We start from the raw sequence: 23,225 nt of genomic DNA, 5'->3' as shown, positions 1-23,225 counted from the left end.
AATCGCCATGGACATCATCCTGACCGCACAGCCCATCTGCTCTGCCTTCAGGAAAGTATCTGTCCATGCCTGCCATTACCCTCTCGAAACTCAGCTGGTCCGCGCCTGACGGAACCCCCGTCCTTTCCGGCCTCGACTTCCGCTTCACCTCCGAACGCATCGGCCTGATCGGCCGCAACGGCGTTGGCAAATCGACCCTGCTCGCCCTGATCGCAGGCGAAATCCGCCCCTCTAGCGGTGAGGTCCGGGTCGAAGGCAGCATCGCCACGCTGCGTCAGACGCTGGAACCGGCGCCCGGCCAGATTCTCGCCGATCTGTTCGACGCCCGCGCCGCCCTGACCCTGCTCGACAAGGCGGAGGCGGGCGACGCGACCATGGACGAACTGGACGCCTGCGACTGGACCCTGCCTGCGCGCCTGATCGATGCGCTGGCGGAGGTCGGCCTGACCGTCGCCCCACTGACCCCGCTCGCCAACCTGTCCGGCGGCCAGCGTACCCGTGCGGCACTTGCCGCGGCCATTTTCGCCCGTCCCGACTGGCTGCTGCTGGACGAACCGACAAACCATCTGGATGCCGAAGGGCGCGACGCGCTGGCCGCCCTGCTCCGTCGCTGGCGTGGCGGTGCGATCATCGTCAGCCATGACCGCACCCTGCTGGAGCAAATGGATGCGATCGCCGAACTCACCAGCCTGGGCATCGCCCGCCATGGCGGTAACTGGTCCAGTTGGCGCGCGCGCAAGGATATCGAACTGGCCGCCGCGCAACATGCGCTCGACCATGCCGAGCGGCAGGCGTCCGACCACGCCCGCAAGACCCAGATTGCGACCGAACGGCAGCAACGCCGCGACGGTGTCGGCGCGCGTCAGGCAGCAAAAGGCGGCTTGCCCCGCATCCTGCTGGGCAGACGCAAGCAACAGGCGGAACAATCAAGCGGCGACGCCGCTCGCCGTGCACAGCAACAGGGGCTTGAGGCACAGGCCGCCATCGCTGAAGCGCGCGCGAAGATCGAAATCCTCGCCCCGCTCACCGTCGCCCTGCCCTCAGCCAAAGTCCCGCCGGGCCGCATCCTCCTGACGCTGGATGCTGTAACAGCCGGCCATGATCCCGATCATCCGCCACTGCGCGACATCAGCCTGACCATCGCCGGGCCGGAACGCATCGCCATCACCGGCCCCAATGGCGCCGGCAAATCCACGCTGCTGCATCTGATCGCCGGCCAGCTGGAGCCACTCACCGGGCAAATTCATCGCCCCGTCGCCAGCGCCCTGCTCGACCAGCATGCCAGCCTGCTCGCCCCACAAGACAGCATCGCCGACAATTTCGCTCGCCTGCATCCCGGCGCGACCCGCAACGCCATCCACGCCGCGCTCGCCCGTTTCCGCTTCCGCGCGGATCTGGCCCTGCAACGGGTAGAGAGCCTGAGCGGCGGGCAGCGGCTACGCGCCGCCCTCGCCTGCGTGCTGGGCGGAGAGGCGCTCCCCGCGCTCCTGCTGCTGGACGAACCGACCAACCATCTCGACCTCGACTCGATCGCCGCCGTCGAACAGGGGCTGGCCGCCTATGACGGCGCGCTGGTCGTGGTCAGCCACGACCCCGCCTTTCTCGACGCGATCGGCATCACCCGCCGCATCATCCTTGGTTAATGCGCCGAGGATGTGTCCACATTCGCGCGGGGCTTGGGTGCGATCCACACGACCACCGCTGCGGCAAACAGGATGATCGCCGACAGGAAGAAGACATGGTCGACCGCCATGACGATCGCCTCCTGCTCCACGATATTGGAAATGGTCTGTCGCGCCTGGTCGGCGGGAAAGCCTAGGCTCGACAACAATGACTGGGTCTGGTCCGGTTGCAGCACATTGGCCATTTCGCTGCGCGATACGCGCTGACTGTCGCCCCAGCTGGTCAGCACCAGAGACGTCGCGATCGCGGTCGCCATGGTCCGCACGAAATTCTGGAGGCCCGCCGCGGATGCCGTCTCTTCCGGCCGCACCGACCCCAGCGTCAGCGTTGTCAGCGGAATGAAGAAGAAGGGTAGCGCAAAGCCCTGCACGAACTGCGGGATCGCCATGGTGTAGAAATCGACACCGCTGGTCCAGTGCGCGCGCCATAGCGACATGATGCCGATCCACGCGACCGCGCCCGAAATCATCAGCCGCACATCGACCCGCGATATGAGGAATCCGGCCAGCGGCGCGGTGAACAATGCGGCAAAGGCAGTCAAGGCGGTGATGATGCCAGCCCATGTCGCGGTATAGCCCATCGACATCTGCAACCATTGCGGGATGACGACGATACTCGCAAAATAGGAACCGAAGCACAGACACATGGTGAAAAGCCCGGAACTGAAGCCGACATGACGGAAGATGCGCAGGTCGACCACCGGATGCTCTTCGGTCAATTCCCAGATGACGAAGGCGATGAAGCCGATAATCGCCATCAACGCCAGTGACAGGATCATCGGATCGGCGAACCAGTCATGATCGCGGCCGATGTCCAGCATGATTTGCAGGCAGCCGATCCAGAATACCAGCAGGAACAGGCCGACCTTGTCGATCGGTACATTGGCCGTTTCCGTCTCCACCGACTTCAGCAGCGCCTGCGCCGCCAGAATGCACACCACGGCGATCGGCAGATTGATGAAGAAGATCCAGTGCCAGCTCCAATTGTCGCTGATGTAGCCGCCGACGATCGGCCCCAGCGCCGGTCCCATCAGCGTGGTCATCGCCCACATGCCCATCGCCCGTCCGCGGGTTTCCGGGGGAAAGATGCGCAGGAGCAATGTCTGCGACATGGGCATGATCGGTCCGCCGCAAATGCCCTGGCCGATGCGGCAGGCGACCAGCATGCCCAGCGTCGTGGACAGGCCGCACAGGACCGAAAACAGGCCGAAGCCGATCATCGCCCAGGTGAACATGCGCACCACGCCGAAACGCTGCGCCAGCCATCCGGTCAGCGGCACGCAGATCGCCTCCGCCACAGCATAGGATGTGATGATCCAGGTGCCCTGATCCGGGGAAATACCCAGATTACCAGCGATATGCGGCACGGAGACGTTGGCGATGGTCAGGTCGAGCACGACCATCAGGTTGCTCATCGCCAGCACCAGACCTGCCAGCATCCGGCTACGCGGGGAGAGCCGCGAGAAGATATCGTCGTCGCCGCTCATCGCCGGGCGTTCCTTGTCTTTGGCCTTGCCTTTGGCCTTATTTGCCGCTCAGGTCGATCTCGACATCCATGGACAGGCCCACGCGCAGCGGATGCGCCGCCAGTTCCTTGGGGTCGAGCGCAATGCGCAGCGGCAGGCGCTGCACAACCTTAATCCAGTTGCCGGTCGCATTCTGCGCCGGGATCAGCGACATGGATGCACCCGTGCCGCCCGAGAAACCGACGACCTTGCCATGATAGACGACATCGCTGCCATAGAGGTCGGACGTCACCGTGGCGGGCATGCCGACCTTCACGTTCCGCAGTTGCCGTTCCTTGAAGTTCGCATCGACATAGACCTGGCTTAGCGGCACGATGCTCATGATCGGGCTGCCCTGCGCCACGCGCTGGCCGACTTGCACCTGCCGCTTGGTGATGACGCCGTCGATCGGCGCGCGGATGACGGAACGGTCGAGGTTCAGCTTCGCCGTATCCAGCTTGGCCTGCGCCGCCATCACCGCCGGGTCCGTGTCGATCGTCGATCCGCGCACCAGCGCATCGTTGGCCGCCAGCTGGCCGCTCGCCGCGCTGCGCGTCGCCTGCGCCGTTTGCACCCCGGCCCGCGCCAGTTCCAACGCCGCCCTGGCGCTGACAAAGGCCTTGCGCGCCGTAGTCACTTCGTCGCCCGATACCGCGCCATCACCGACCAGTGCCTCGCGCCGTTGCAGGTCGATGCGCGCCTTGTCGAAATCCGCCTGCGCACTCGTCAGTTGCGCGCGCGCCTGCACGATGTCTGCGCCGCGTGCATCGACCTGCGCCGCCAGCGAGGTGCTGGTCGCGCTGGTCTGGCGGAACTTGCGCTTGGCTTCGGCCAGATCGGCCTCCGCCTGCGCCACCGCGATCTTCGCGTCGGTCGGGTCCAGCTTGACCAATATGTCGCCGCGCTTCACCGCCTGCGTATCGCTCACCAGCACGTCGACGGCCTGCGCCGACATCAACGGCGTGACCTGCGCCAGTTCGGCGTTCACATAGGCATTGTCGGTGCTGACATGGGTGCGCCCGATCAGCAGATACCAGCCAGCCCACAGCACGCCGCCGACGATGACGACCAGGCCCAGCCGGGTCAGCCATGTCTTGCGCGCCGACTGGCGAGCCTCCTGTTGCGCATCACTGTCCTGCGCGGGTTTTTCGGGCGTGGCGTCAGCCATTGGGACGATCCTTGGACTGGAAGTCGCTGGCGGCAAAACCGCCGCCCAGCGCACGGATGAGGGCAATATCGGTGGAGAAGGCGCTCGCCTCCAGCCCGGCAAGGGACTGGCGCGCGCCCAGCAACTGATCCTCGACATTCAGCACGTCGAGATAGGTGGACAGGCCACCCTTGTAACGCTTCTGCGCAATGCCATAGGCGTCTTCCGACGCTGCAACGGCCGCCCGCGCATCGACCAGCCGCTGGTCCAGCGTCTTGCGCGTGGTCACGGCGTCGGCCACCTCCTGATAGGCGGCGAGCACAGTCTTATCGTAGGATGCAACCGCCTCGTCATACGTAGCGCGCGCCCCGCGATACTGGCCCTGCAACGCTCCGCCATGGAAGATCGGCAGGCTGATCGCCGGGCCGACATTGCCGAACAGCGATCCCTTGTCGAACAGGCTGTCGATGAAGGGCTTGCGCGTGCCCGTCGCCGACGTGCCGTTGAACACGGTGTCATAACCGAGCGACTGAAAGCCGATCAGCGCCGACAGGCGAATGGCCGGGAAGAAATCGGCCCGCGCCACCTTGATCCGCTTGGCCGCCGCTTCGGCGCGGGCCAGTGCGGCGGCAATATCGGGGCGACGTGCGACCAGATTGGTGGTGACATCGGCAGGCAGCCCCAGCGGCGCCAGCGCGCCAACCTTGGGCCGGCCGATCGACAGGCCGCGATCCGGCCCGGCGCCGATCAGCGCCGCGATCTGATGCTGGCGCAGTTCGATCGCCATATTGGCCGCTGCCAGTTGCGCCTTGGCCGACGACACGGTGGCATCGGCCTGCCGCACGCTGCCACGCGTTTCCAACCCGTTGTCACGCCGGTCGGCGACGAGCTTCTGACTGGCCAGCCTTATATCCAGCGTGCGCCGGGCAATATCCGCCTCGTCATGCAGCCGCGCCAGATCGGCATAGGCGTCGGCGATACCCGTGGTCAGCGCCAGCCGCGCCTGCTGCGCGTCGATTTCCGCCGCGCGAGTCTCGGATGTGGCGGCGGCCAGCGACGCCTTGTTCTTACCCCACAGGTCCAGATCGAAACCCAGGTCCAGCGCGGTACGCCCGGTGCCCAGCCAGCCCTGCGGCACGAACGCCTTGGGCATGCCCATATTATAGCTTTGCTTGGTTGCGTTGGCGCTCGCTTCCAGATCGACCGACGGCAACAGCGCCGCGCCCGCCTGCTGCGCCATGCCCGCCGCCTTGCGGAATCGGGCACTGGCCGCCGCGACGTCCGGCGACGCGCGCAGCCCTTCGGCGATCAACTGGTCCAGTTGCGGATCGCCATAGGCGGTCCACCAGCCATCGCCCGGCCAGGCGACCGGCGCGGCCGCCAGACTGCGCTCAGCGGCAACGCGCTCAGGCGTGCGCAGTTCGGGCTTGGCGCCCAGATCGGGCACTGCGGCGCAGGCGGCCAGCAGCAGAAGGGAAGAGGCCATGCCGCCTGCGCGGGCGACTTTGGCAATGCGACTCACGGACATATCTAACCGTACCATCTAGTATGAATATCGCCCTTGCGCCTCGCGCAATGCCTTGTCAACAGAAATAGCGTACTCTATAGTACGATTTCATGACACCGCCCTTATGCCCCATGATTCCCAGCAAAAGGGAAGCCCGCCGCATGAATCGCCGCGACGCGATTCTGACCGTGGCGCAGGGCTATTTCCTCAAGCATGGCTTCGCCGGCACCACCATGTCAGGCATCGCGGCAGAATTGGGCGGGTCCAAGGGCACGTTGTGGAATCACTTCCCGTCGAAGGAGGCACTATTCGCCGCCGTGCTGGACCGGGTCGCCCGCGCCTATCGCGCTCGCCTGTCGCAATTGCTCGATCCGGAAGGACCGCTGGAACAAACGCTCAAGATCGTTTGCTCCAGCCTGATCCAGAAAGTGACCTCGACCGAGGCGGAAGCACTTCATCGCCTGATCATCTCGGAAAGCCGCCGCTTTCCCGAACTCGGCCAGATATTCTACGATCTCGCACCGCAAAATACCCGGCTGCTACTGGCGGACTTTCTCCATGGCGCGATGGAACGCGGTCAGATCCGCAAGGGCGATCCGATCGAAGCCGCCCGCGCCCTGCTCAGCCTCTCCCTGTCCGGCTGCCACCAGCAGATGCTGATCGGTCGTATCGAAAACCCGGCGCCGAACGAAATCGCCGCCGATGCGGAGTTTGCAGTGGACATCTTTCTACGCGCCTACGCCCTGCCCGCCTGACGCCGCACCGCCGTTAACCATTTATTCGGAGCGGCTTTCTATCCTGCACCACCATGGCCGGCTCAGATGGCGATCGGCGAAAGTGGGACGACATGGCATTTTTCAAGCGTAACCGCATCCGTCATGGCGAACTGGACAGCATGGACGAGGCACGACCGCAGCGCCGCCTCCGCCTGCTGCTGGTCGATGAAAATCCGACCGCGCGCGCCGTCGCCGCCCGCCGCCTGTCTCATCTCAACTATGATGTGGTGCTGGCTGAAAACGGCTTCATCGCGCTCAATCTGCTGGTCACCCGCCCGGTCGACATCATCCTGATCGACACGGGACTGGCGATGCTGCCCGCCGTCGCTCTGATGCAGCGGGTCCGCGCCGCCAATCTGGCCGGCAACGCCTGTTTCGTGATGATCGCCGGCCGCCTCGACAACCAGTCCCTCGTCGAGGCGCTGGACGCCGGAGCCGACGACCATGTCGTCAAGCCCTTCGATTTCGACATACTCGATGCGCGCATGCGCCATCTCTGCCAGCGCGCCGAACAGCTGGGCGCACTCACCCGCCACAATGCCGAACTGGACGCCCGCATCGCCCGCCGCGCGGTGGAACTGGGCGAAACCCGCGAAGCGTTGCGCGAAATGCAGATCGACCGCGCCCGCCTCGTCTCCTCGATTCGGGCACTGCATGACGAGGTCGAACGACTACAGGCCACGCAGGGCTAGATCGTTACCCAGACGGTCAGCCCCTCGTCCCGTTCATCGGGTGGGCCATCCATGTTCACTCGCACCGCATCCGCCCGCGCCCGGTCGAGGATCGCGGCCGGCACATCGGGCGCATGACAGACCTGGTCCGCCATCGCCAGCATGCGCGCATCGCGCAGCGTCAGATCGTCCGGGTCCGCAGACCGTAACCGCACGACATAAAGCTCAGTCTCGGTCCCGGCGCTCGCATCCGCCAGCCACCCGTCTACATCGGGATCGCCCCCCAACGGGTCGATCACCCCGCCAGGCGCCAGCGCCTTGCCGATCGCCTGACGCCGTTGCCCCGCATCGGGCCATAGCCGCCGCAATTCTCCCCGCGCAGCAAACAGCGCGCGCGCCAGATCGCCCAGATGTCCCGGCAACAATGCTTCCAGCCGCTGCCGCAGTGCCGCTGCCAGCCCCGCTGAGGCCCCGCCGGTCCCAATCGCGATCAGCACCGGATCACGATCCACGATCGCCGGTAGGGTGAAATCGCACAAAGCCGGCCGGTCGGTCGCATTGACCAGCACGCCCCGCGCCTTCAGCCGCGCGACCGTCGCCTCATCACCGTCGGACACGATGGCGATCCGCGCATCACTATCATCCTCGCCCACCACGATCGCGCCGGCCCGCTCCAGCAGTCGGTGCTTGGCTTCGGCGGCCTCGCCCCGCCCGGTCAGGATCACCGGCCGACCGGTCAACGCCAGAAAGACGGGCAGGCTCTGCATCAGTTGCCGACCCAGTCGGGGATGATGTCCGCCGCGATCAGCGCCTCGATGGGCGGCCGCTCGCGCACCACCGCCCATTTGTCGCCCGACACCAGCACTTCGGGCGTCAGCGGCCGGCTGTTATAAGTGCCCGCCATCGTCGCGCCATAGGCCCCCGCCGTCATGAAGGCGACCAGATCGCCCGCCTGCACCACATCCATATCGCGGTGCATGGCGAAGGTATCGCCCGTCTCGCACACCGGCCCCACAACATTGGCCGTCTCGCGCGCACCTGCCGGTTTCACCGCGCGAATATCATGCCATGCGTCATACAGGCTGGGCCGCATCAGGTCGTTCATCGCCGCATCCACGATCACGAAGGGCGCCTGCGCACCCTGCTTCACCCGCACCACGCGCGACAGCAGCGCGCCGGCATTGCCCACGATCACGCGCCCCGGCTCGAACATCAGCCGCACCGGCCAGCCCTGCGTCACGCGGCACACCATCGCGCCATAGTCGGCGGGGCTGGGCGGCAAGGGCTGGGACGGATCATAAGGCACGCCCAGACCACCGCCCAGATCGGCAGTCCGAATGTCATGCCCCGCCGCGCGCAGCGCCTCGATCAGCACGCCCACCTTGGTGAAGGCCGCCTCCAGCGGGGCGAGGTCGGTCAGCTGGCTACCGATATGCACGGCCACGCCCTGCACATCCAGGCCCGGCAGATCGCGCGCGGCAGCATAGCTTTCCAGCGCCCGGTCATAGGGAATGCCGAACTTGTTTTCCGACTTGCCGGTCGAAATCTTGGCATGGGTGCCGGCATCCACATCGGGGTTGATGCGATAGGCGACCGGCGCGCGCTTGCCCATGGACAGCGCAACCTCCGACAGCATTTCCGCTTCCGGCTCGCTTTCCAGATTGAACTGGTAAATGCCCTTGTCCAGCGCCAGCCGCATTTCCTCGGCAGTCTTGCCGACGCCGGAAAAGACGATCCTGCTCGCCGGGATGCCTGCCGCGATCGCGCGCAGCAACTCGCCGCCCGACACCACATCCGCGCCCAGACCCAGCTTCGCCAGCGTCGCCAGCACCGCGCCATTGGGATTGGCCTTCACCGCAAAGGCGATCAACGGATTGTCGAGCGCGCTCAACCCTTCGCGGAACACGCTGACATGGCGCTCCAGCGTCGCGGTCGAATAGACATAGACGGGCGTACCGACCGCATCGGCGATCGCGTCCAGCGGCACCTGTTCCACCTGCATGGCGCCGTTCACATAATCAAAATGGTCCACGGTCTTTTCCTGAGTCTCAAATCATCGTCATTGCGAGCGTAGCGAAGCCATCCAATGACGCGATCAATCCATATGGCTTATTGCGGCTGCTTTTCGGGCGGCAGGTCGAACGGATCGTCGCCGCGCTTGCGGGACTGGGTCAGCAATTCCACGTTGCGTTCCGGCCGTGCCTGAATCGACGGCTGCATCAGTTGCGCGGCGGTGGGCGCGGTCGCGGCGCCCACCGGCACGGCGGGCAGGCTCTGGCCCTTGACCGGTTTCAACGGCTGGCGACCGCCACAGGCCGTCAACGCCACCGCCATCAACCCCAGCCCGACCAACGCCCGCGTCTTCATGATCCCAATTCCTTCTTCGCGTCGGCGATCCGCGCCCGCACCTGGGCAGGCGCCGTGCCGCCATGGCTCTGCCGGCTGGCAACCGAAGCGTCCACCGTCAGCACCGCATAAATGCGATCGTCGATCCGCGCATCGATGTCCTTCAGCGTCTCCAGCGGCAACTGGTCCAGCGGCACCGCTGCCGCTTCCGCAGCCGCCACGGCACGCCCGGTGATATGATGCGCTTCGCGGAACGGGATGCCCCCTTCGCGCACCAGCCAGTCGGCCAGATCGGTGGCGGTCGCAAAGCCGCTCTCGGCCAGCCCACGCATCCGGTCGGTCCGGAACGTCACCGTCTCGATCATGCCGGTCATCGCCGCGATCGACAGGCCCAGCAGATCATGCGCCTCGAACACCGGCGGCTTGTCGTCCTGCATGTCCTTGGAATAAGCGAGCGGCAGGCCCTTCATCGTGACGCACAGCGCATTCATGCAGCCCATGATCCGCCCAGCATGACCGCGCACCAGTTCGGCCGCATCGGGGTTGCGCTTCTGCGGCATGATCGAGCTGCCGGTGGAATAGGCGTCGGGCAGTTTCACGAAGCCGAAGGGCTGGCTCGCCCAGATGATGAATTCCTCCGCCAGCCGCGACAGGTGCAGCGCCAGCTGCGTCGCCGCCATCAGATAATCGAGCGCAAAGTCACGGTCGGATACGCTGTCCAGGCTGTTGTCGGTCGGCTTGGCAAAGCCCAGCGCCGCCGCCGTCATATGGCGATCGGTCGGAAAACCGGTCCCGGCCAGCGCCGCCGCGCCCAACGGGCATTCATCCGCCCGCGCGCGCGCGTCGGCAAAGCGGCTGCGATCCCGCCGCACCATCTCATAATAGGCCATCAGATGATGGCCCAGCGTCACCGGCTGCGCGGACTGGAGATGGGTGAAGCCCGGCATCACCGCATCGGCATTCTCCTCCGCCCGCGCCACCAGCGCACGCTGGAGGCCGAGCAGGCCCGCTTCCACCTCGTCGATGGCATCGCGCACCCACAGGCGGAAATCGGTCGCCACCTGATCGTTGCGGCTGCGCGCGGTATGCAGGCGTCCCGCCGCCGGCCCAATCAGTTCGGCCAGCCGCGACTCGGTGACCATATGGATATCTTCCAGGTCCAGATCGACCGGCACGCCATTGGCTTCATATTCGGCCGCGATCGTGTCGAGGCCCGCGCTGATCGCGTTGGCATCCGCCTGCGAAACGATGCCCTGTTTGGCCAGCATCGCGACATGCGCCTTGGACCCGGCGATATCCTGTTTCCACAATCGCTTGTCGAAGGGGATGGAGGCATTTATCTCACGCATGATCGATGCCGGACCGGCCGCGAACCGGCCACCCCACATGCTGTTGGAGCCCTTTCCAGTGATCTCTTCTTCACGCGCGCTAATGATACTGCTCCTGCCTGCCGCTCTGGCGGCCTGCGATAGGCAATCGCCGCCAAAGGAGCAAGCCAATGCCGCCATCAGCGGCGAGGTTCCGACCGCGTCGGAAGAAGTGAAGGGCATCGGCGCGAAGGACGGCACCTTCGACTATCGGCTCGACCGCAGCAAGGCGGGCACCCCCGCCCCCGACTTCGCCTTTCTCGATCCCGACGGCGGCGAAAAGACGCTGAAGGATTTTGCCGGCAAGCCGCTGATCGTTAATCTCTGGGCCACATGGTGCGCGCCCTGCATCGCCGAAATGCCCACGCTCGACCGGGTTGCCGCCACCTATGGGCCAAAGGGCCTCGCCGTCCTCACCATCTCGCAGGACAATCAGGGGCTGAAGGCCGCCAAACCTTTCTTCGAGAAACATAAGCTGCCCCATTTGAAGGGCTGGGCCGATCCCGAAACCAATTTCGGCTTCCATTATGCCACCGGCCTGTTGCCCACCACCGTCATCTATGACGCGCAGGGCAAGGAAATGGTGCGCGTAATCGGCGCGATGGACTGGGAAGGGCCGGAGGCCAAAGCCCTGATCGACGCCGCGATGCAATCCTGAATCAAGCGCAGAAATATATAAGACGAATGAAGATAAAAAATCCACCATGCCGCTTGATTGCAAAATGACATGGACGCGATGCGCAATCGTCAATTGCGCCATTTCGCAAACCGCCAATATGCTGACCGGCTTTCCATAAGAAACAACTGAGAAATATTGCGTTTTAAAGGCAATTTTTTGCAGTGCAGTAGAGGATTTCACCAGACCGTCCGTCGTTCCCCTTGTCATCTATAATGCATAAACAGGGGGCATGAATGACGCGACTATCTGCACTCAAGCTTTCACTTATCCTCGCCTCGTCCTGGTCGGCCTGTGCGCTCGCACAAGAAGCGCCGCAGGAACCGCAGGCCGATGATGGCAGCGCCATCATCGTTACCGGCACCCGTGCCGTGGGCATGTCCGCCGCCGAAGCCGCCGCACCGGTACAGGTGCTGAGCGAAGAGGCGATCAGCCATGTGGGCCAGCCCAACCTCAATCAGGTTCTGACCCAGATCGTGCCGGGCTTCACCGCCCAGACCCAGGGCACCGACATGTCGAGCTTCTCGCTGTCGGCCCGTCTGCGCGGCCTGTCGCCCAACCACACGCTGCTGCTGGTCAACGGCAAGCGCCGCCATGGCTCAGCCATTCTTCAGGTCGCCAGCGGTCCGTTCGGCGGTTCCGCCGCGCCCAGCATGGATCTCATTCCGCCTGACGCCGTCGCGCGGGTTGAAATCCTTCAGGAAGGCGCCGCCGCCGTCTACGGCACCGACGCGATCGCCGGCGTTATCAACCTGATCCTCAAAGACGACACCGAAGGTGGCAGCTTCAAGGTCACCGGCGGCCAGAATTACAACAGCGAAGGCGAACTCTTCTCGGTTTCCGGCAATGTCGGTTTCAAGCTCGGCGAAGATGGCTATTTCAACCTCAGCGCCTTCCACCGCCGCCAGGATTACACCACCACCGGCACCGGCCAGGTCCAGGTAACGCAGCTGGACGGCACGCTCCAGCCCAACGCCCCGGCCCAGTGGTCGAACCTGTCGGGCGATGCGCTGGCCCATATCAACGGCGGCCAGCCCAAGACGTATCTCACCAACGTCTTCTACAATATGGGCTATGACTTCGGCGGCGTCGAACTCTACAGCTTCGGCGACTATGCCCGCCGCGTCGGCTATGCCAAGCAGGGCTACCGCCATCCCAAGCGCGTCTGCTACGAAGCCGGCAATATCGGCGGCAGCGTGACATCGGCCGCCTATGACGCCAGCGCCATCTGCTACGGCAATACCGGCGTGGTCGGCATGGTCCCGCTCCAGCACGTCGCGCAGGAAGAATATAGCCTCACCATCGGCGCCAAGGGCGAATTCGGCGGCGGCTGGAATTACGACCTCTCCACCACATACGGCAATGACAAGACCGAAATCTGGACCGAAAATTCGGCCCATCGCGAAGTCTGGCAGGAAACCTATGCCCAGTATCTGGCCGGTTCGGGCGTTCTGCCCAACACGCCCAGCTCGGCCTATGACGGCGGATTCCGCCTGAGTCAGACCACGGTCACGGCCGACATGCGCAAGGAATTCGACGTCGGCATGGCCGCGCCGCTGACCTTCGCCTTTGGTGGCGAATATCGCCGCGACACCTACAAGATCGTCGCCGGCGACTATTATTCGACCTACAAGACCGGCGTTCAGTCCTTCCCGGGCTACAAGCCTAGCGATGCAGGCGACTGGAGTCGCAGCTCGAAGGCTGGCTATATCAACTTCATCGCCAAGCCGGTGGATGCATGGTCGATCGACCTTGCCGGCCGTTATGAAGATTATAGCGATGCCGGCGACACGCTGATCGGCAAGGTCACCAGCCGCTACGACTTCAGCGATGCCGTCGCCCTGCGCGGCACGGTCAGCACCGGCTTCCGCGCCCCGACGCTTGCCGAACAGCATTATTCGACTGTGGCAGTCGGTCCGACCAGCGCCGTCGCGGTGCTGCCGGCCGGTTCGGCAGCGGCCAGCCTGCTGGGCTTCTCGAACCTGCGTCCTGAAAAATCGACCAACTTCTCGGGCGGTTTCGTTTTCCGTCCGGTGCCGAAGCTGACCGTGACGCTTGATGGCTACCTCATCAAGATCAAGGACCGCATCGCGCTGACCGCAGCCCGTTATGCGGTCCAGGGCGGCGTCGCCACGGCGGATGCCCCGGCCATCATCTCGGCGCTTCAGGCGGCCGGCGTGGTGTTCGACGCCGCTTTGCCGAACATCGGTGCGCAAAGCTTCACCAACGGCATCGACACCCGCACCTGGGGTATCGACTTCTCGGCCGCCTATCCGGTGGCGCTGGACTTCGGCAGTCTGAACCTGTCGCTTTCGGCCAACTACAACAAGACGAAGATCACGAAGAACAAGATCCCGACGGTCTTCAGTGTCATCTCCGAAAGCAATATCGAAGACTCCTCGCCGGAATATAAGGTCGTCCTGGGCGCTCTGTTCAAGAGCGGCCGGTTCACCCTGAACGCCCGCGAAACCTTCTATGGCAAGTCGAGCCTGCTGGTGCAGCCGGGCGTGTCGGCCTCCGCCCTGACGGCGGCGGGTCTGCCCACCATCTACACCGCAGAGGTCAAGCCGGCAGGTATCACCGATCTCGAAGCCAGCTATGACTTCACCGATGCGGTGACCGTCTCGATCGGCGCGAACAACCTGTTCAACAAGAAGCCGGAAGTGCCGGCTCTGTTGCAGGGCGTGACCATCCCGGCGGGCACCTCGCCCTACATCAACGGGTCGGCGGCCTATAACAGCCCGTACAACTTCGGTCCGTACGGTACGGCAGGCGGCTATTATTACGCCCGTATCGACTTCAAGTTCTAAGCGAAGTCACGAAGGAAGGGTCGGTCCGGCAAGGACCGGCCCTTCACTCTTTCTGGAAGGGGGATTGTCATGAAAGCAGCGATTGCCGCATTGATCCTGGCCGCCATGGGCGCCGGATCGGCAATTGGATCGGCCCAGGCCGCCACCGTTGAACATAAGCAGGCGCCCGGCGCCATGATCGCCAGCGCCGCCATCGTACCGCCCGGCAGCACCTTCTACTATCTGTCCGGCGCCACCGCCGCGCCGATCAACCCGGCCGACACCGACAGCGCGGACGCCTATGGCGATACCGAGGCGCAGGCCATGTCCATCTTCACCAAGATGAAGGCGCAACTGGCCGAAATGGGCCTGACCATGGGCGACGTGGTGAAGCTCACCGTCTTCCTCGTCGGCGATCCCAAAAAGGACGGCAAGATGGACCGGGACGGCCTGACCCGCGCCTATAAAAAATTCTTCGGCACCGCCGACCAGCCCAATCTGCCGACCCGTTCAGCCTTCCAGATCGCGGCGCTCGCGCGGCCGCAGCAACTGATCGAAATCGAAGGCATCGCGGCCAAAGCCCCCTGAGCCGTTCGGGTCGCACCGACGGACGAAGACAAGACGGGGCTATAACGGCAGGGAATTGGGGGCGAGACCCCTGCCGCCACGATACTCGCCCGTAAGAACGGGAAGCCAGCATGACAGACAGTATAGCACCCAGCCGCCGCGACCTCCTGACCATGATTGGCAAGGTCGGCGGCGCCGCGGCCATGTATCAGGCGATGACCGCGCTCGGCCATGCCGCCGAAACCCAGTTCACCGGCCCGCCGGTGCTGAGCGGCGCAAAGCCCGGTGCCTCCGTCCTCATCCTGGGCGCGGGTCTGGCCGGCATGGCCGCCGCCTATGAGCTGCAAAAGGCCGGATATGCGGTCAAGATACTGGAATTTCAGGATCGCCCCGGCGGTCGCAACTATTCGCTGCGCGGCGGCGATAGCTTCACCGAAAGCGACGGCACGGTGCAGAAGGTGCAGTTCGTGCCCGGTAATTACATCAATCCCGGCCCCTGGCGCATCCCGCACCACCACAAGGCGCTGCTCCATTATTGCCGGCAGTTCGGCGTCGCGCTGGAACCCTTCATCCAGCTCAACCATAATGGCTTCATCCATTCGTCCGAAGCCTTTGGCGGCAAGCCGATGCGCTACAAGGAAGTCGCGACCGACTTCAAGGGCCACACCTCCGAACTGCTGGCCAAGGCGGTCAGCGCCAGGGCGCTGGACGACAAGCTGTCGGCCGAAGACAAGGAAAAGCTGATGGAGGCGCTCCGCAACTGGGGCGTGCTCGACAAGAATCTCGCTTACACCAGCAGCCTCAAAGTATCCGCCCAGCGCGGCTATGATCAGGCGCCCGGCGGCGGCCGCAACGGCGCGCCCACCCCCTCACAGATCGCCAAGCTACAGGATGTGCTGGACCCGCAGGTCTGGACCGCCATGTCCTTCTATTTCAGCTATGTGATGCAAACGACGATGTTCCAGCCGGTCGGCGGCATGGACATGATCGGCAAAGCCTTCGCCAAGAAGATCGGCAAGATCGTCACCTACAATGCCAAGGCAACGAAGGTCGCCCAGTCCGACAAGGGCGTGACCGTCAGCTACAAGGATGTCGCGACCGGCCAGATGCACGATGTCAGCGCCGACTGGTGCGTCTGCACCATCCCGCTGTCGATCATAAGCCAGGTCGACATGCAGGTGTCACCGGCGCTGAAAGCGGCAATGAAGGCCGTGCCCTATGGCGGCCATGTGAAGATCGGCATGGAATTCAAACGCCGCTTCTGGGAGGAAGACGACAATATCTATGGCGGGCACAGCTTCACCGACCAGACGATCACCCAGCTATCCTACCCCAATGACAAGATGTTCGGCCAAGGCCCGGCCGTGCTGCTCGGCGCCTTCGCCCGCGACCTCGCCGGCTTCCAGCTCGCCAGCATGACGCCGCAACAACGCATCGAAACCGCGCTCAAGCAGGGCGAGGTCTTCCACCCCCAATATCGCAGGGAATTCCTCAGCGGCGTGTCCGTCCCCTGGAGCCGCGTGCCCTGGATTCTCGGCTGCACCTCGGCCTGGAGCGAGGAAAACCGCAAGGCGCATTACAAGAATCTCGTCACGCTCGACAATCGCGTGGTACTGGCCGGCGAACATGCCAGCTATTATGGCGGCTGGATGGAAGGGTCGATCCTGTCGGGCATCGACGCCATCACCCAGATTCACGAACGCGCACAGGCGGCATAGACATGCGCGGCCCGATCCTGCGCCTTGGCGCGCTCGCCATCCTCGCCGCCACGCCCGCGCTGGCGGATTCGCCCGGCGGCCGCCCGGTCAAGATCGCCCTGCCGGACGGGGAGCAGGTCTATGACCAGATCTGCGCCGCCTGCCATCTGGACAAGGCGCAGGGATCGCCCGACGGCACCGTCCCTGCGCTTGCCCATAATGCCAAGCTGGCCGACGCCAATTATCCGATCACCGTGGTGATGAAGGGTCAGGGCGGCATGCCCTGGTTCTCCGAAATGCTGACACCGGGGCAGGTCGCCGCCGTGGTCGGCTATGTCCGCACCCATTTCGACAATGGCTATGCCGATCCAGTCAGCGAAGCCGATGTGAAACGCATCGGCGCGCAGGGGAGCGAGGAATGACCGACAGCAGCCTGTCCCGCCGCATGCTGATACGCGGCGCGATCGCCGCAGCTGGCACGGCCGGCGCTGCCCCGGCCCTTGCCCAGCGCGGGCGCAAGGTCGCCCTGCCCGAAGACCCGGCCGGCATGGTGTCGACCCTGACCGACGCCGTCTATATCAACAGCAACGAAAATCCGCTCGGCCCCTGCCCCGCTGCTCTAGAGGCACTGAGCGGCCTCGACAGGCTGTCCGGCCGCTATGGCATGGCCTTCGCCGCGCAGCTGGAACGACTATTTGCCCGGCAGAACGGCCTGAAACCGGAGGAAGTGCAGGTCCATCCCGGCTCCTACATGACCCTCCGTTCTGTGGCGCTGACCTATTCGTCGCAGGACCGGCCGATCGCCTTTTTCGAACCGACCTTCGACAGCGGCTTTATGGGCAAGGGCAACAAAGTCGTCACCAGCGCCGTTCCCATCCCTCTGTCCGGCGATTTCCGCGGCGACCTGCGCCAGATGCTGGCCGCCGCGTCCAATGCCGGCGTCTATTATATCTGCAATCCCAATAATCCGACCGGCCTCGTCACGCCGCGCGCCGACATCGAATGGCTGCTCGCCAACAAGCCGGCCGGGTCGCTACTGCTGATCGACGAAGCCTATATCCACTTCAGCGACGCGCCATCCTGTCTCGATCTGGTGGCGAAGGGCGCGGACGTGCTGGTCACGCGCACCTTCTCGAAAATCTATGGCCTTGCGGGCCTGCGCTGCGGCCTCATCGCAGGGCGGAAGGATCTGCTCGACGGCATGGCCGATTATGGCGTCAACATCACGCCCATGCCCGCCGTGGTTGCGGCCGAAGCCAGCCTGCTCGACCCCAGATTGCTGCCGGACCGCAAGGCCTATAACAAGGCTGTGCGCGACGATCTCTTCGCCTGGCTGGACCAGCGCGGCATCCGCTATCTGCCGAGCGAAGGCAGTTTCGCGATGATCCATGTCGGCCGCCCCGGCGCAGACGTCACCGCCGCGCTAGCCAGCCAGAAAATCTTCATCGGCGGCGCGCGCAAGCATATGGACGACTGGGTCCGCGTCTCCTTCGGCACGCCGGCGGAAATGCAGGCGTTCAAACTCGCCTTCGCGAAAGTCATGGCATGACCCTGTCCCGCCGGCAGGCGCTGGGCGCGGCGATCGCCGCCCCGCTGGCGGCGCAGGCCACCCGCGCGGCCGCCACCCTGCCCAGCCTGCCGGACCGGATCAGCTTTGCGCCCACCCCCATCGCCTATCTCGACAATGCCTCCACCCACCCAATCAGCCTTGGCGCACGGGCAGCGATGGACGCCTATGTCGCGGGCCGCACCCTCGATCCCGCCGCCGCCGCGCGCAAACCCGTGGATCGCGCCGCGACCATCGCCAAATTCGCCCGACTGGTGAATGCGGACCCGGACGAACTCTGCTGGGTTCAGTCCACCACCATGGGTGAACAGGCGGTGCTGCGTGCGCTCGGCTTCCCGCATCAGGGTGGCCGCATCATCACTGATACGCTGCATTTCTATGCCGGCTTTCCCATGTATCAGGAACTGGCCAAGCAGGGCGTCGATATCCACTGGGTGCAGGCGCGCGATGGCCGCATCGCCTTGGAGGATATGGCAAAGGCGATCACGCCCGGCACGAAACTGGTCAGCCTGTCGCTCGTCTCCACCTATAATGGCTTCCAGCATGATCTGAAGGCGGTCTGCGACCTCGCCCATGCCGCCGGCGCGCTGGTTTATGCCGACATCATCCATGCCGCAGGCGCGGTCCCCGTCGACTTGCATGGCAGTGGCGTCGATTTCGCTGCCTGCGCTACCTACAAATGGCTCATGGGCGATTTCGGCCTCGGCTTCCTCTACGCCCGGCGCGGCGTGCTGGACAATCTGCCGCTCGCAGACTTCGGCTATTATGGTTTCGCCGCCCCCGACGCCCCGCCCGGCATCGGCCTGTCACCGCCGGCCACCCATATCTATCCCATGGACCCGCCCGGCGACGCACCGGTCAGCTACAGCATCCGCCCCGGCACGCTCGGCCATTTCGGCACCGGCACCTATGCACAATCGGTTATCGCAGCCATCGGCCACAGCCTCGATTACATTAGCGCGCTCGGCGTCCCCGCAATTCAGGCCCATGCGCAAAGCCTGATCGCCCCGCTACGCGAGGGCCTGACCGCAAAGGGCTACACCATCATCACCCCGCCCGGCACGAAGACCCCGATCCTGACCGCCCTGCACCCGCAGGCCAAGGTCCGCCTGAACGACCCGCTGGCCAAGGCGCAGGTCCGCATTTCGCTCCACGACCATCATTTCCGCATCGCACCGTCGGTCTTCAACGATAGGAATGATGTGGACCGCCTGCTCGCCGCGCTACCGCGCGCCTGACCTTATAGGGAGAGACTCATGAAACGCCTTCTCGCCGCCGCCCTTTTACTGGGCACCACGCCCGCCTTCGCCCAACCCGCCGCCGCGCCGCAGCCCTTGCCGGCCAAGCTGCCCTTCTCCCCTTCGATCCGCGTGGGCGATATCCTGTTCATGTCCGGCCAGATCGGTCAGGTGCCCGAAGGCATGGATAAGCATAAGGAAGGGTTCGACGCCGCCGTCAAAGGCGCGATGGATTCGATCGGCAAGATATTGGCAACCAATGGCCTCGACTACGGTCATGTCGTCAAATGCACGGTGATGCTGGCCGACATGGCCGACTGGCCCCGCTTCAACGCCACCTATGTCCCCTATTTCGAAGGCAAGCGCCTGCCCACCCGCAGCGCCTTCGGTGCCAGCGGCCTGGCCCTTGGCGCCCCGCTCGAAGTGGAATGTATCGCCGCCTTCAAATGACCCTCAATATCCCCCTCCCTTCCGGGGAGGGGCTAGGGCTGGGTCGCGAGCGAAGCGAACCTATATCTGCCGCTTGGCATCGAAGGGGGCGACGATCTTGCAGCGATAGGATCGCGCCTCGTCGATCAGCCCGGTATGCAATTGGGTCGACAGCATCAGCGTTGCCCGGTCCAGCTTCTCCACCCGGCGCAGGTCGCTCAATATCCCGCCCAGCATCCCGCCGCCCTGATTGACCAGCGTGATGGTCGCATCGTCCTGCGCGGCGATCTTGTTCCAGTCGCCGCCGGCATCGCGCCAGCGCCCGCCGGTAAAGTCGATCACAATCTCCCGTACCGACCGGTCATCGGCGGTGCAGGATAGCCCACGGCTGTCGGTCAGTGTCGGCGCGGCGATAGGGGGCACGGCAACAGGCGGCGCCACGGGCGGGCTACCGGCCATAGCCGGCGCAGCCAGCATGCTCGCAATAACCATCAGGAAACGGGAAACCAGTCTTTCAACCATGCGCCGATGATATCAGACCCGCAGGCCAAGCGATAGCACCGCTCAAATCGCTACGGCTTCGCGCACCAGCAGCACCGGCACGCCATCGCGCACGGGAAAGGCCAGCCCCGCCGCGTCGGACAGCAACGCCCCCCGTGCCGCGTCCCAGCGCAGCGGCGTGCGCGTCACTGGACAGACCAGCTTGCCCAGCAGCCAGGAGTCTATGGGTGCAACGTCACTCATTGCATCGTCGCCCCGCCATCGCGCTCGATCCGGCCGACAATCTGCATCAACTGGATGATCCGGTCGGCCCTTTCGGACAGGCTGTCCGCCTCCAGCAGCGTCTGCTTGGCCGCCGGGTCGAATGGCACGATCTGGGCAATGCCATTGACCAGCGCTGTGTCGTCCAGCCGCGACACCGCCGTCCAGTCCACCACATAGCCCAGCGCATCGGCAAAGCGCCGCGATTCCTGCTCCAGTGCCGCCCGCTCGACCGCGTGCAGCACCTCATCCTCCTGTGGCGCCTGCTCGATATCCGCCTCGATCTGGCGGAACTGGGTCGGCACCGTCAGTTCCCGCACTACCCGGAACCGGGCCAGCCCCGTCAGCACGATATTGAACCGCCCGTCGTCCAGCGCCTCGATCTGGCTGACATGGCCCAGGCACCCAACGTCGAACAGGGTCGGCACGGCCCCCATCCCGCGCGGCTGGATCATCCCGATCCGCCGGTCGCGGGCCATGACGTCATGGATCAACGCCCGATAACGCGGCTCGAAAATATGCAACGGCAGGTCCATGCCCGGCAACAGCAAGGCACCGGACAGGGGAAAGATCGAGACGCGCGCGACCGGCATCGGCTTTACGAGAACAATATCTGCGACAGCTTGCGCCGCTGCGCCGACACCCACGGATCTTCCAGACCTACCGCATCGAAGATGGTCAGCAGTTGCGTCCGCGCCGCCCCGTCATTCCACGCCCGGTCGCGCCGCACGATCTCCAGCAGCGCCTCGGCCGCACCGTCGCGTTCGCCATTGGCCATCAGCCCGCCGGCCAGCTCGAACCGCGCTTCATGATCATCGCCATCGGCATCGACCCGCGCCTGCACGCCCGACAAGTCGGCCACCGGCTTCACATCCCGCGCCAGCGCGATCGCGGCCCGCGCCTGGTCGATTGCGACATTCTTCGCCACATCGGCGGGCAGCGCAGCCAGCACCGCCTCCGCCTCGTCCAGCTGCCCCAGCGCCACCAGCGCCCGCGCCAGCCCCGACGCAACCTCGACATTGTCAGGCACCATCTCGGCCAGCTGGCCGAACACCGACAGCGCCCGTTCGGCATCGCCGGCCGCTAGCACTTCCTCACCCATGGCGATCAGCGGCGCGATTTCCTGCAACTGCGCCTTTTCGTCGGATTCGATCGGCAATTGCGACAGCAACTGGTCCAGATACTGCTTGAGCTGCCCTTCGGTACGCGCCTGGGTCAGGTCCGCAACGGGCTGCCCCTGGAACACAGCATAGACGGTCGGGATCGACTGCACCCGGAACTGGCTGGCAATGAAGCCATTTTCGTCGACATTGACCTTGACCAGCTTCACGCCCTTGGGCGCATATTCCGCGCACACCTTCTCGATCACCGGGGCCAGTTGCTTGCACGGGCCGCACCATTCCGCCCAGAAATCGACGATCACCAGGCTCGTGCGCGACGGCTCGACCACATCCTGGCGAAACGCCTCCACGGCCGCCTTGTCAGCCTCGCTCAATCCCAGGGTCGCCACGCTTATAATCTCCTGCCAATACGGTCATTCACCGCCGTCATACCGCGCCTTATGTGGGGCGTCACCCCTTGCGGACAAGACGAAAGGTCAGGAAAGCTTCAGAAGGTGTAACCGATGCCCAGCGCTCCGACGAACTGGTTGCGCGATCCGGCATCTGCGACGATCGGCGAATCCGCATATTTGCCCAGCACGCGGGAATAGCCGGCGACACCGAACACCGCCCAGCCCTTGCGCAGATCGCCGGACAGCGACTTGCCGGCCGACAGATTGACGTTCAACCGCTTGAAGCCCGATCCACCGGCCCGGTCATAGACGGCCAGCCCGCTCGCGGCGCTTTCCGTCGGGGTGATGTCGAAATAATAACGGCCATATTTCTTGCCGACATATTCCGCCGACACGCCCATGCCGACGAAGGTCGTGGTCGACAGCGGCGTGAAATATTCGATCGTCGGCGTCACCACATAGCTGCCATGCGCGCCCGCCACATCCTTAGTCACCGCCACCCGCGCCGACAGATTGTCATAGTCGCTGGTGATCACCCCGGTCTTGCCGACGCCGACGAATCCGCCGACCTCCACCGCCACGTCGCGCTTGCCCAGCGCGCGCACGGCATCGTCGCGGATCGCCTTGCGGCTGGTGCGATCGAGCCGGACATTGACCACCGGCCCCAGCTCGAAATCGACGCCGGTGCCGGTCGGATCGGGAATCGCATCGACATAGAGCGCCGTGCCACGCGTCCAGAAGGAAAAATCATGCACCTTGCCCCGCGCCTGCACCAGCGGCATCACGCGATAATCGTCCGACCCTTCATAGCTGGGGATAGCGGCGATCCCCGCGCCGATGGTCAGAGTGCTATGCTGCTCCTCTTCCTGCGCCATGGCAGGCGCGACAAGCAGTTGGGCCGCGACGAATGTCGCGGCCAGTCGGCAGCGGAGATGATCCATGATGACCCTGTTTATGAAGATGCGTTCAGGGCCTAGAATGTTTCG

At 64.7% G+C, this 23,225-nt stretch carries 23 protein-coding genes; 11 read left to right on the top strand and 12 right to left on the bottom strand.

The features are described 5' to 3' along the window. The first annotated feature begins 65 nt into the window (after positions 1-65). Positions 66-1,643 (top strand): ABC-F family ATP-binding cassette domain-containing protein, encoded by a 1,578-nt coding sequence (locus RQH62_RS01635; RefSeq protein WP_311266993.1) that lies wholly within the window; start codon positions 66-68, stop codon positions 1,641-1,643. Here RQH62_RS01635 and RQH62_RS01630 read toward each other — a convergent pair. Genes RQH62_RS01630 through RQH62_RS01620 form a run of 3 tightly spaced genes read right to left on the bottom strand, consistent with a single transcriptional unit; the run spans position 1,640 to position 5,862 of the window. Continuing rightward, positions 1,640-3,169, bottom strand: coding sequence for a DHA2 family efflux MFS transporter permease subunit (locus RQH62_RS01630; RefSeq protein WP_311266992.1), 1,530 nt, complete (start codon positions 3,167-3,169; stop codon positions 1,640-1,642). The two genes, RQH62_RS01635 and RQH62_RS01630, sit on opposite strands and share 4 nt — an antisense overlap. A gap of 37 nt (positions 3,170-3,206) precedes the next feature. Continuing rightward, entirely contained in the window at positions 3,207-4,355 is a 1,149-nt protein-coding gene (locus RQH62_RS01625; RefSeq protein WP_311266991.1) for an EmrA/EmrK family multidrug efflux transporter periplasmic adaptor subunit, read from the bottom strand. Beyond that, positions 4,348-5,862, bottom strand: a complete 1,515-nt coding sequence (locus tag RQH62_RS01620; protein ID WP_311266990.1) for an efflux transporter outer membrane subunit — start codon at positions 5,860-5,862, stop codon at positions 4,348-4,350. Before RQH62_RS01620 ends, RQH62_RS01625 begins: the two co-directional genes overlap by 8 nt. A gap of 140 nt (positions 5,863-6,002) precedes the next feature. Between RQH62_RS01620 and RQH62_RS01615 the strand changes: the two genes are divergently transcribed. Both RQH62_RS01615 and RQH62_RS01610 read left to right on the top strand, forming a co-directional pair. Continuing rightward, a complete protein-coding gene (locus RQH62_RS01615) occupies positions 6,003-6,596 on the top strand; it encodes a TetR/AcrR family transcriptional regulator (protein ID WP_311266989.1) in 594 nt (197 codons plus the stop codon). A gap of 92 nt (positions 6,597-6,688) precedes the next feature. Further along, positions 6,689-7,309: a response regulator gene (locus RQH62_RS01610; protein ID WP_311266988.1), complete on the top strand. Its 621-nt coding sequence runs from the start codon at positions 6,689-6,691 to the stop codon at positions 7,307-7,309. Here RQH62_RS01610 and RQH62_RS01605 read toward each other — a convergent pair. The 4 genes from RQH62_RS01605 to argH all read right to left on the bottom strand — a co-directional run bounded on the left by RQH62_RS01605 (position 7,306) and on the right by argH (position 11,022). Then, a complete protein-coding gene (locus tag RQH62_RS01605; RefSeq protein ID WP_311266987.1) occupies positions 7,306-8,055 on the bottom strand; it encodes a siroheme synthase in 750 nt (249 codons plus the stop codon). The genes RQH62_RS01610 and RQH62_RS01605 overlap by 4 nt on opposite strands. After that, on the bottom strand, positions 8,055-9,320 hold the full coding sequence (gene lysA, locus RQH62_RS01600) for a diaminopimelate decarboxylase (RefSeq protein ID WP_311266986.1): 1,266 nt from the start codon (positions 9,318-9,320) through the stop codon (positions 8,055-8,057). The genes RQH62_RS01605 and lysA overlap by 1 nt, the downstream gene beginning before the upstream one ends. Positions 9,321-9,397: 77 nt before the next feature. Continuing rightward, positions 9,398-9,655, bottom strand: a complete 258-nt coding sequence (locus RQH62_RS01595; RefSeq protein ID WP_311266985.1) for a hypothetical protein — start codon at positions 9,653-9,655, stop codon at positions 9,398-9,400. After that, positions 9,652-11,022 carry an argininosuccinate lyase gene (gene argH / locus RQH62_RS01590; RefSeq protein ID WP_311266984.1) on the bottom strand — a complete coding sequence of 457 codons (1,371 nt, stop codon included), beginning with the start codon at positions 11,020-11,022 and terminating at the stop codon, positions 9,652-9,654. Before argH ends, RQH62_RS01595 begins: the two co-directional genes overlap by 4 nt. 43 nt (positions 11,023-11,065) lie before the next feature. Between argH and RQH62_RS01585 the strand changes: the two genes are divergently transcribed. From RQH62_RS01585 to RQH62_RS01550, 8 genes are all read left to right on the top strand, one after another. Further along, the gene (locus RQH62_RS01585) at positions 11,066-11,659 is read left to right on the top strand and encodes a TlpA disulfide reductase family protein (protein ID WP_311266983.1); all 594 of its coding nucleotides are present in this window, start codon (positions 11,066-11,068) and stop codon (positions 11,657-11,659) included. 254 nt (positions 11,660-11,913) lie between these two features. Then, a complete protein-coding gene (locus RQH62_RS01580; RefSeq protein WP_311266982.1) occupies positions 11,914-14,487 on the top strand; it encodes a TonB-dependent receptor in 2,574 nt (857 codons plus the stop codon). A gap of 69 nt (positions 14,488-14,556) precedes the next feature. After that, positions 14,557-15,054: a RidA family protein gene (locus RQH62_RS01575; protein ID WP_311266981.1), complete on the top strand. Its 498-nt coding sequence runs from the start codon at positions 14,557-14,559 to the stop codon at positions 15,052-15,054. A gap of 110 nt (positions 15,055-15,164) precedes the next feature. Continuing rightward, entirely contained in the window at positions 15,165-16,751 is a 1,587-nt protein-coding gene (locus RQH62_RS01570; RefSeq protein ID WP_311266980.1) for a flavin monoamine oxidase family protein, read from the top strand. A gap of 2 nt (positions 16,752-16,753) precedes the next feature. Next, complete coding sequence (locus RQH62_RS01565; protein WP_311266979.1) at positions 16,754-17,152, top strand: cytochrome c; 399 nt, start codon at positions 16,754-16,756, stop codon at positions 17,150-17,152. Continuing rightward, positions 17,149-18,279: an aminotransferase class I/II-fold pyridoxal phosphate-dependent enzyme gene (locus RQH62_RS01560; protein ID WP_311266978.1), complete on the top strand. Its 1,131-nt coding sequence runs from the start codon at positions 17,149-17,151 to the stop codon at positions 18,277-18,279. Before RQH62_RS01565 ends, RQH62_RS01560 begins: the two co-directional genes overlap by 4 nt. Beyond that, positions 18,276-19,535 carry an aminotransferase class V-fold PLP-dependent enzyme gene (locus RQH62_RS01555; protein WP_311266977.1) on the top strand — a complete coding sequence of 420 codons (1,260 nt, stop codon included), beginning with the start codon at positions 18,276-18,278 and terminating at the stop codon, positions 19,533-19,535. Before RQH62_RS01560 ends, RQH62_RS01555 begins: the two co-directional genes overlap by 4 nt. Positions 19,536-19,553: 18 nt before the next feature. Then, on the top strand, positions 19,554-19,985 hold the full coding sequence (locus tag RQH62_RS01550) for a RidA family protein (protein ID WP_311266976.1): 432 nt from the start codon (positions 19,554-19,556) through the stop codon (positions 19,983-19,985). A 60-nt stretch (positions 19,986-20,045) separates the two neighbouring features. On the opposite strand, the gene RQH62_RS01545 is transcribed toward RQH62_RS01550, so the two are convergent. The 5 genes from RQH62_RS01545 to RQH62_RS01525 all read right to left on the bottom strand — a co-directional run bounded on the left by RQH62_RS01545 (position 20,046) and on the right by RQH62_RS01525 (position 23,180). Beyond that, a complete protein-coding gene (locus tag RQH62_RS01545) occupies positions 20,046-20,456 on the bottom strand; it encodes a hypothetical protein (RefSeq protein WP_311266975.1) in 411 nt (136 codons plus the stop codon). 72 nt (positions 20,457-20,528) lie between these two features. Further along, positions 20,529-20,708 carry a Trm112 family protein gene (locus RQH62_RS01540; RefSeq protein WP_311266974.1) on the bottom strand — a complete coding sequence of 60 codons (180 nt, stop codon included), beginning with the start codon at positions 20,706-20,708 and terminating at the stop codon, positions 20,529-20,531. Beyond that, complete coding sequence (locus tag RQH62_RS01535; protein ID WP_311266973.1) at positions 20,705-21,319, bottom strand: LON peptidase substrate-binding domain-containing protein; 615 nt, start codon at positions 21,317-21,319, stop codon at positions 20,705-20,707. Before RQH62_RS01535 ends, RQH62_RS01540 begins: the two co-directional genes overlap by 4 nt. Before the next feature lie 5 nt (positions 21,320-21,324). Then, positions 21,325-22,236 (bottom strand): tetratricopeptide repeat protein, encoded by a 912-nt coding sequence (locus RQH62_RS01530; protein WP_311266972.1) that lies wholly within the window; start codon positions 22,234-22,236, stop codon positions 21,325-21,327. A gap of 98 nt (positions 22,237-22,334) precedes the next feature. Next, entirely contained in the window at positions 22,335-23,180 is an 846-nt protein-coding gene (locus RQH62_RS01525) for a MipA/OmpV family protein (RefSeq protein ID WP_311266971.1), read from the bottom strand. Positions 23,181-23,225: the final 45 nt, after the last annotated feature.

It is taken from the genome of Sphingobium sp. WCS2017Hpa-17 (assembly GCF_031843765.1).
In the GTDB taxonomy this organism is placed as follows: Bacteria; Pseudomonadota; Alphaproteobacteria; order Sphingomonadales; family Sphingomonadaceae; genus Sphingobium.
This window is presented reverse-complemented; position numbering and strand designations above follow the sequence as displayed.

Coding starts and splice junctions, on each gene's coding strand:
- RQH62_RS01570 (WP_311266980.1), top strand. CDS start 15,165: ATGACAGACAGTATAGCACCCAGCCGCCGCGACCTCCTGACCATGATT.
- RQH62_RS01525 (WP_311266971.1), bottom strand. CDS start 23,180: ATGGATCATCTCCGCTGCCGACTGGCCGCGACATTCGTCGCGGCCCAA.
- RQH62_RS01630 (WP_311266992.1), bottom strand. CDS start 3,169: ATGAGCGGCGACGACGATATCTTCTCGCGGCTCTCCCCGCGTAGCCGG.
- RQH62_RS01545 (WP_311266975.1), bottom strand. CDS start 20,456: ATGGTTATTGCGAGCATGCTGGCTGCGCCGGCTATGGCCGGTAGCCCG.
- RQH62_RS01555 (WP_311266977.1), top strand. CDS start 18,276: ATGACCCTGTCCCGCCGGCAGGCGCTGGGCGCGGCGATCGCCGCCCCG.
- RQH62_RS01595 (WP_311266985.1), bottom strand. CDS start 9,655: ATGAAGACGCGGGCGTTGGTCGGGCTGGGGTTGATGGCGGTGGCGTTG.
- RQH62_RS01565 (WP_311266979.1), top strand. CDS start 16,754: ATGCGCGGCCCGATCCTGCGCCTTGGCGCGCTCGCCATCCTCGCCGCC.
- RQH62_RS01615 (WP_311266989.1), top strand. CDS start 6,003: ATGAATCGCCGCGACGCGATTCTGACCGTGGCGCAGGGCTATTTCCTC.
- RQH62_RS01560 (WP_311266978.1), top strand. CDS start 17,149: ATGACCGACAGCAGCCTGTCCCGCCGCATGCTGATACGCGGCGCGATC.
- argH (WP_311266984.1), bottom strand. CDS start 11,022: ATGTGGGGTGGCCGGTTCGCGGCCGGTCCGGCATCGATCATGCGTGAG.
- RQH62_RS01580 (WP_311266982.1), top strand. CDS start 11,914: ATGACGCGACTATCTGCACTCAAGCTTTCACTTATCCTCGCCTCGTCC.
- RQH62_RS01625 (WP_311266991.1), bottom strand. CDS start 4,355: ATGGCTGACGCCACGCCCGAAAAACCCGCGCAGGACAGTGATGCGCAA.
- RQH62_RS01585 (WP_311266983.1), top strand. CDS start 11,066: ATGATACTGCTCCTGCCTGCCGCTCTGGCGGCCTGCGATAGGCAATCG.
- RQH62_RS01610 (WP_311266988.1), top strand. CDS start 6,689: ATGGCATTTTTCAAGCGTAACCGCATCCGTCATGGCGAACTGGACAGC.
- RQH62_RS01575 (WP_311266981.1), top strand. CDS start 14,557: ATGAAAGCAGCGATTGCCGCATTGATCCTGGCCGCCATGGGCGCCGGA.
- RQH62_RS01635 (WP_311266993.1), top strand. CDS start 66: ATGCCTGCCATTACCCTCTCGAAACTCAGCTGGTCCGCGCCTGACGGA.
- RQH62_RS01540 (WP_311266974.1), bottom strand. CDS start 20,708: ATGAGTGACGTTGCACCCATAGACTCCTGGCTGCTGGGCAAGCTGGTC.
- RQH62_RS01550 (WP_311266976.1), top strand. CDS start 19,554: ATGAAACGCCTTCTCGCCGCCGCCCTTTTACTGGGCACCACGCCCGCC.
- RQH62_RS01620 (WP_311266990.1), bottom strand. CDS start 5,862: ATGTCCGTGAGTCGCATTGCCAAAGTCGCCCGCGCAGGCGGCATGGCC.
- RQH62_RS01535 (WP_311266973.1), bottom strand. CDS start 21,319: ATGCCGGTCGCGCGCGTCTCGATCTTTCCCCTGTCCGGTGCCTTGCTG.
- RQH62_RS01605 (WP_311266987.1), bottom strand. CDS start 8,055: ATGCAGAGCCTGCCCGTCTTTCTGGCGTTGACCGGTCGGCCGGTGATC.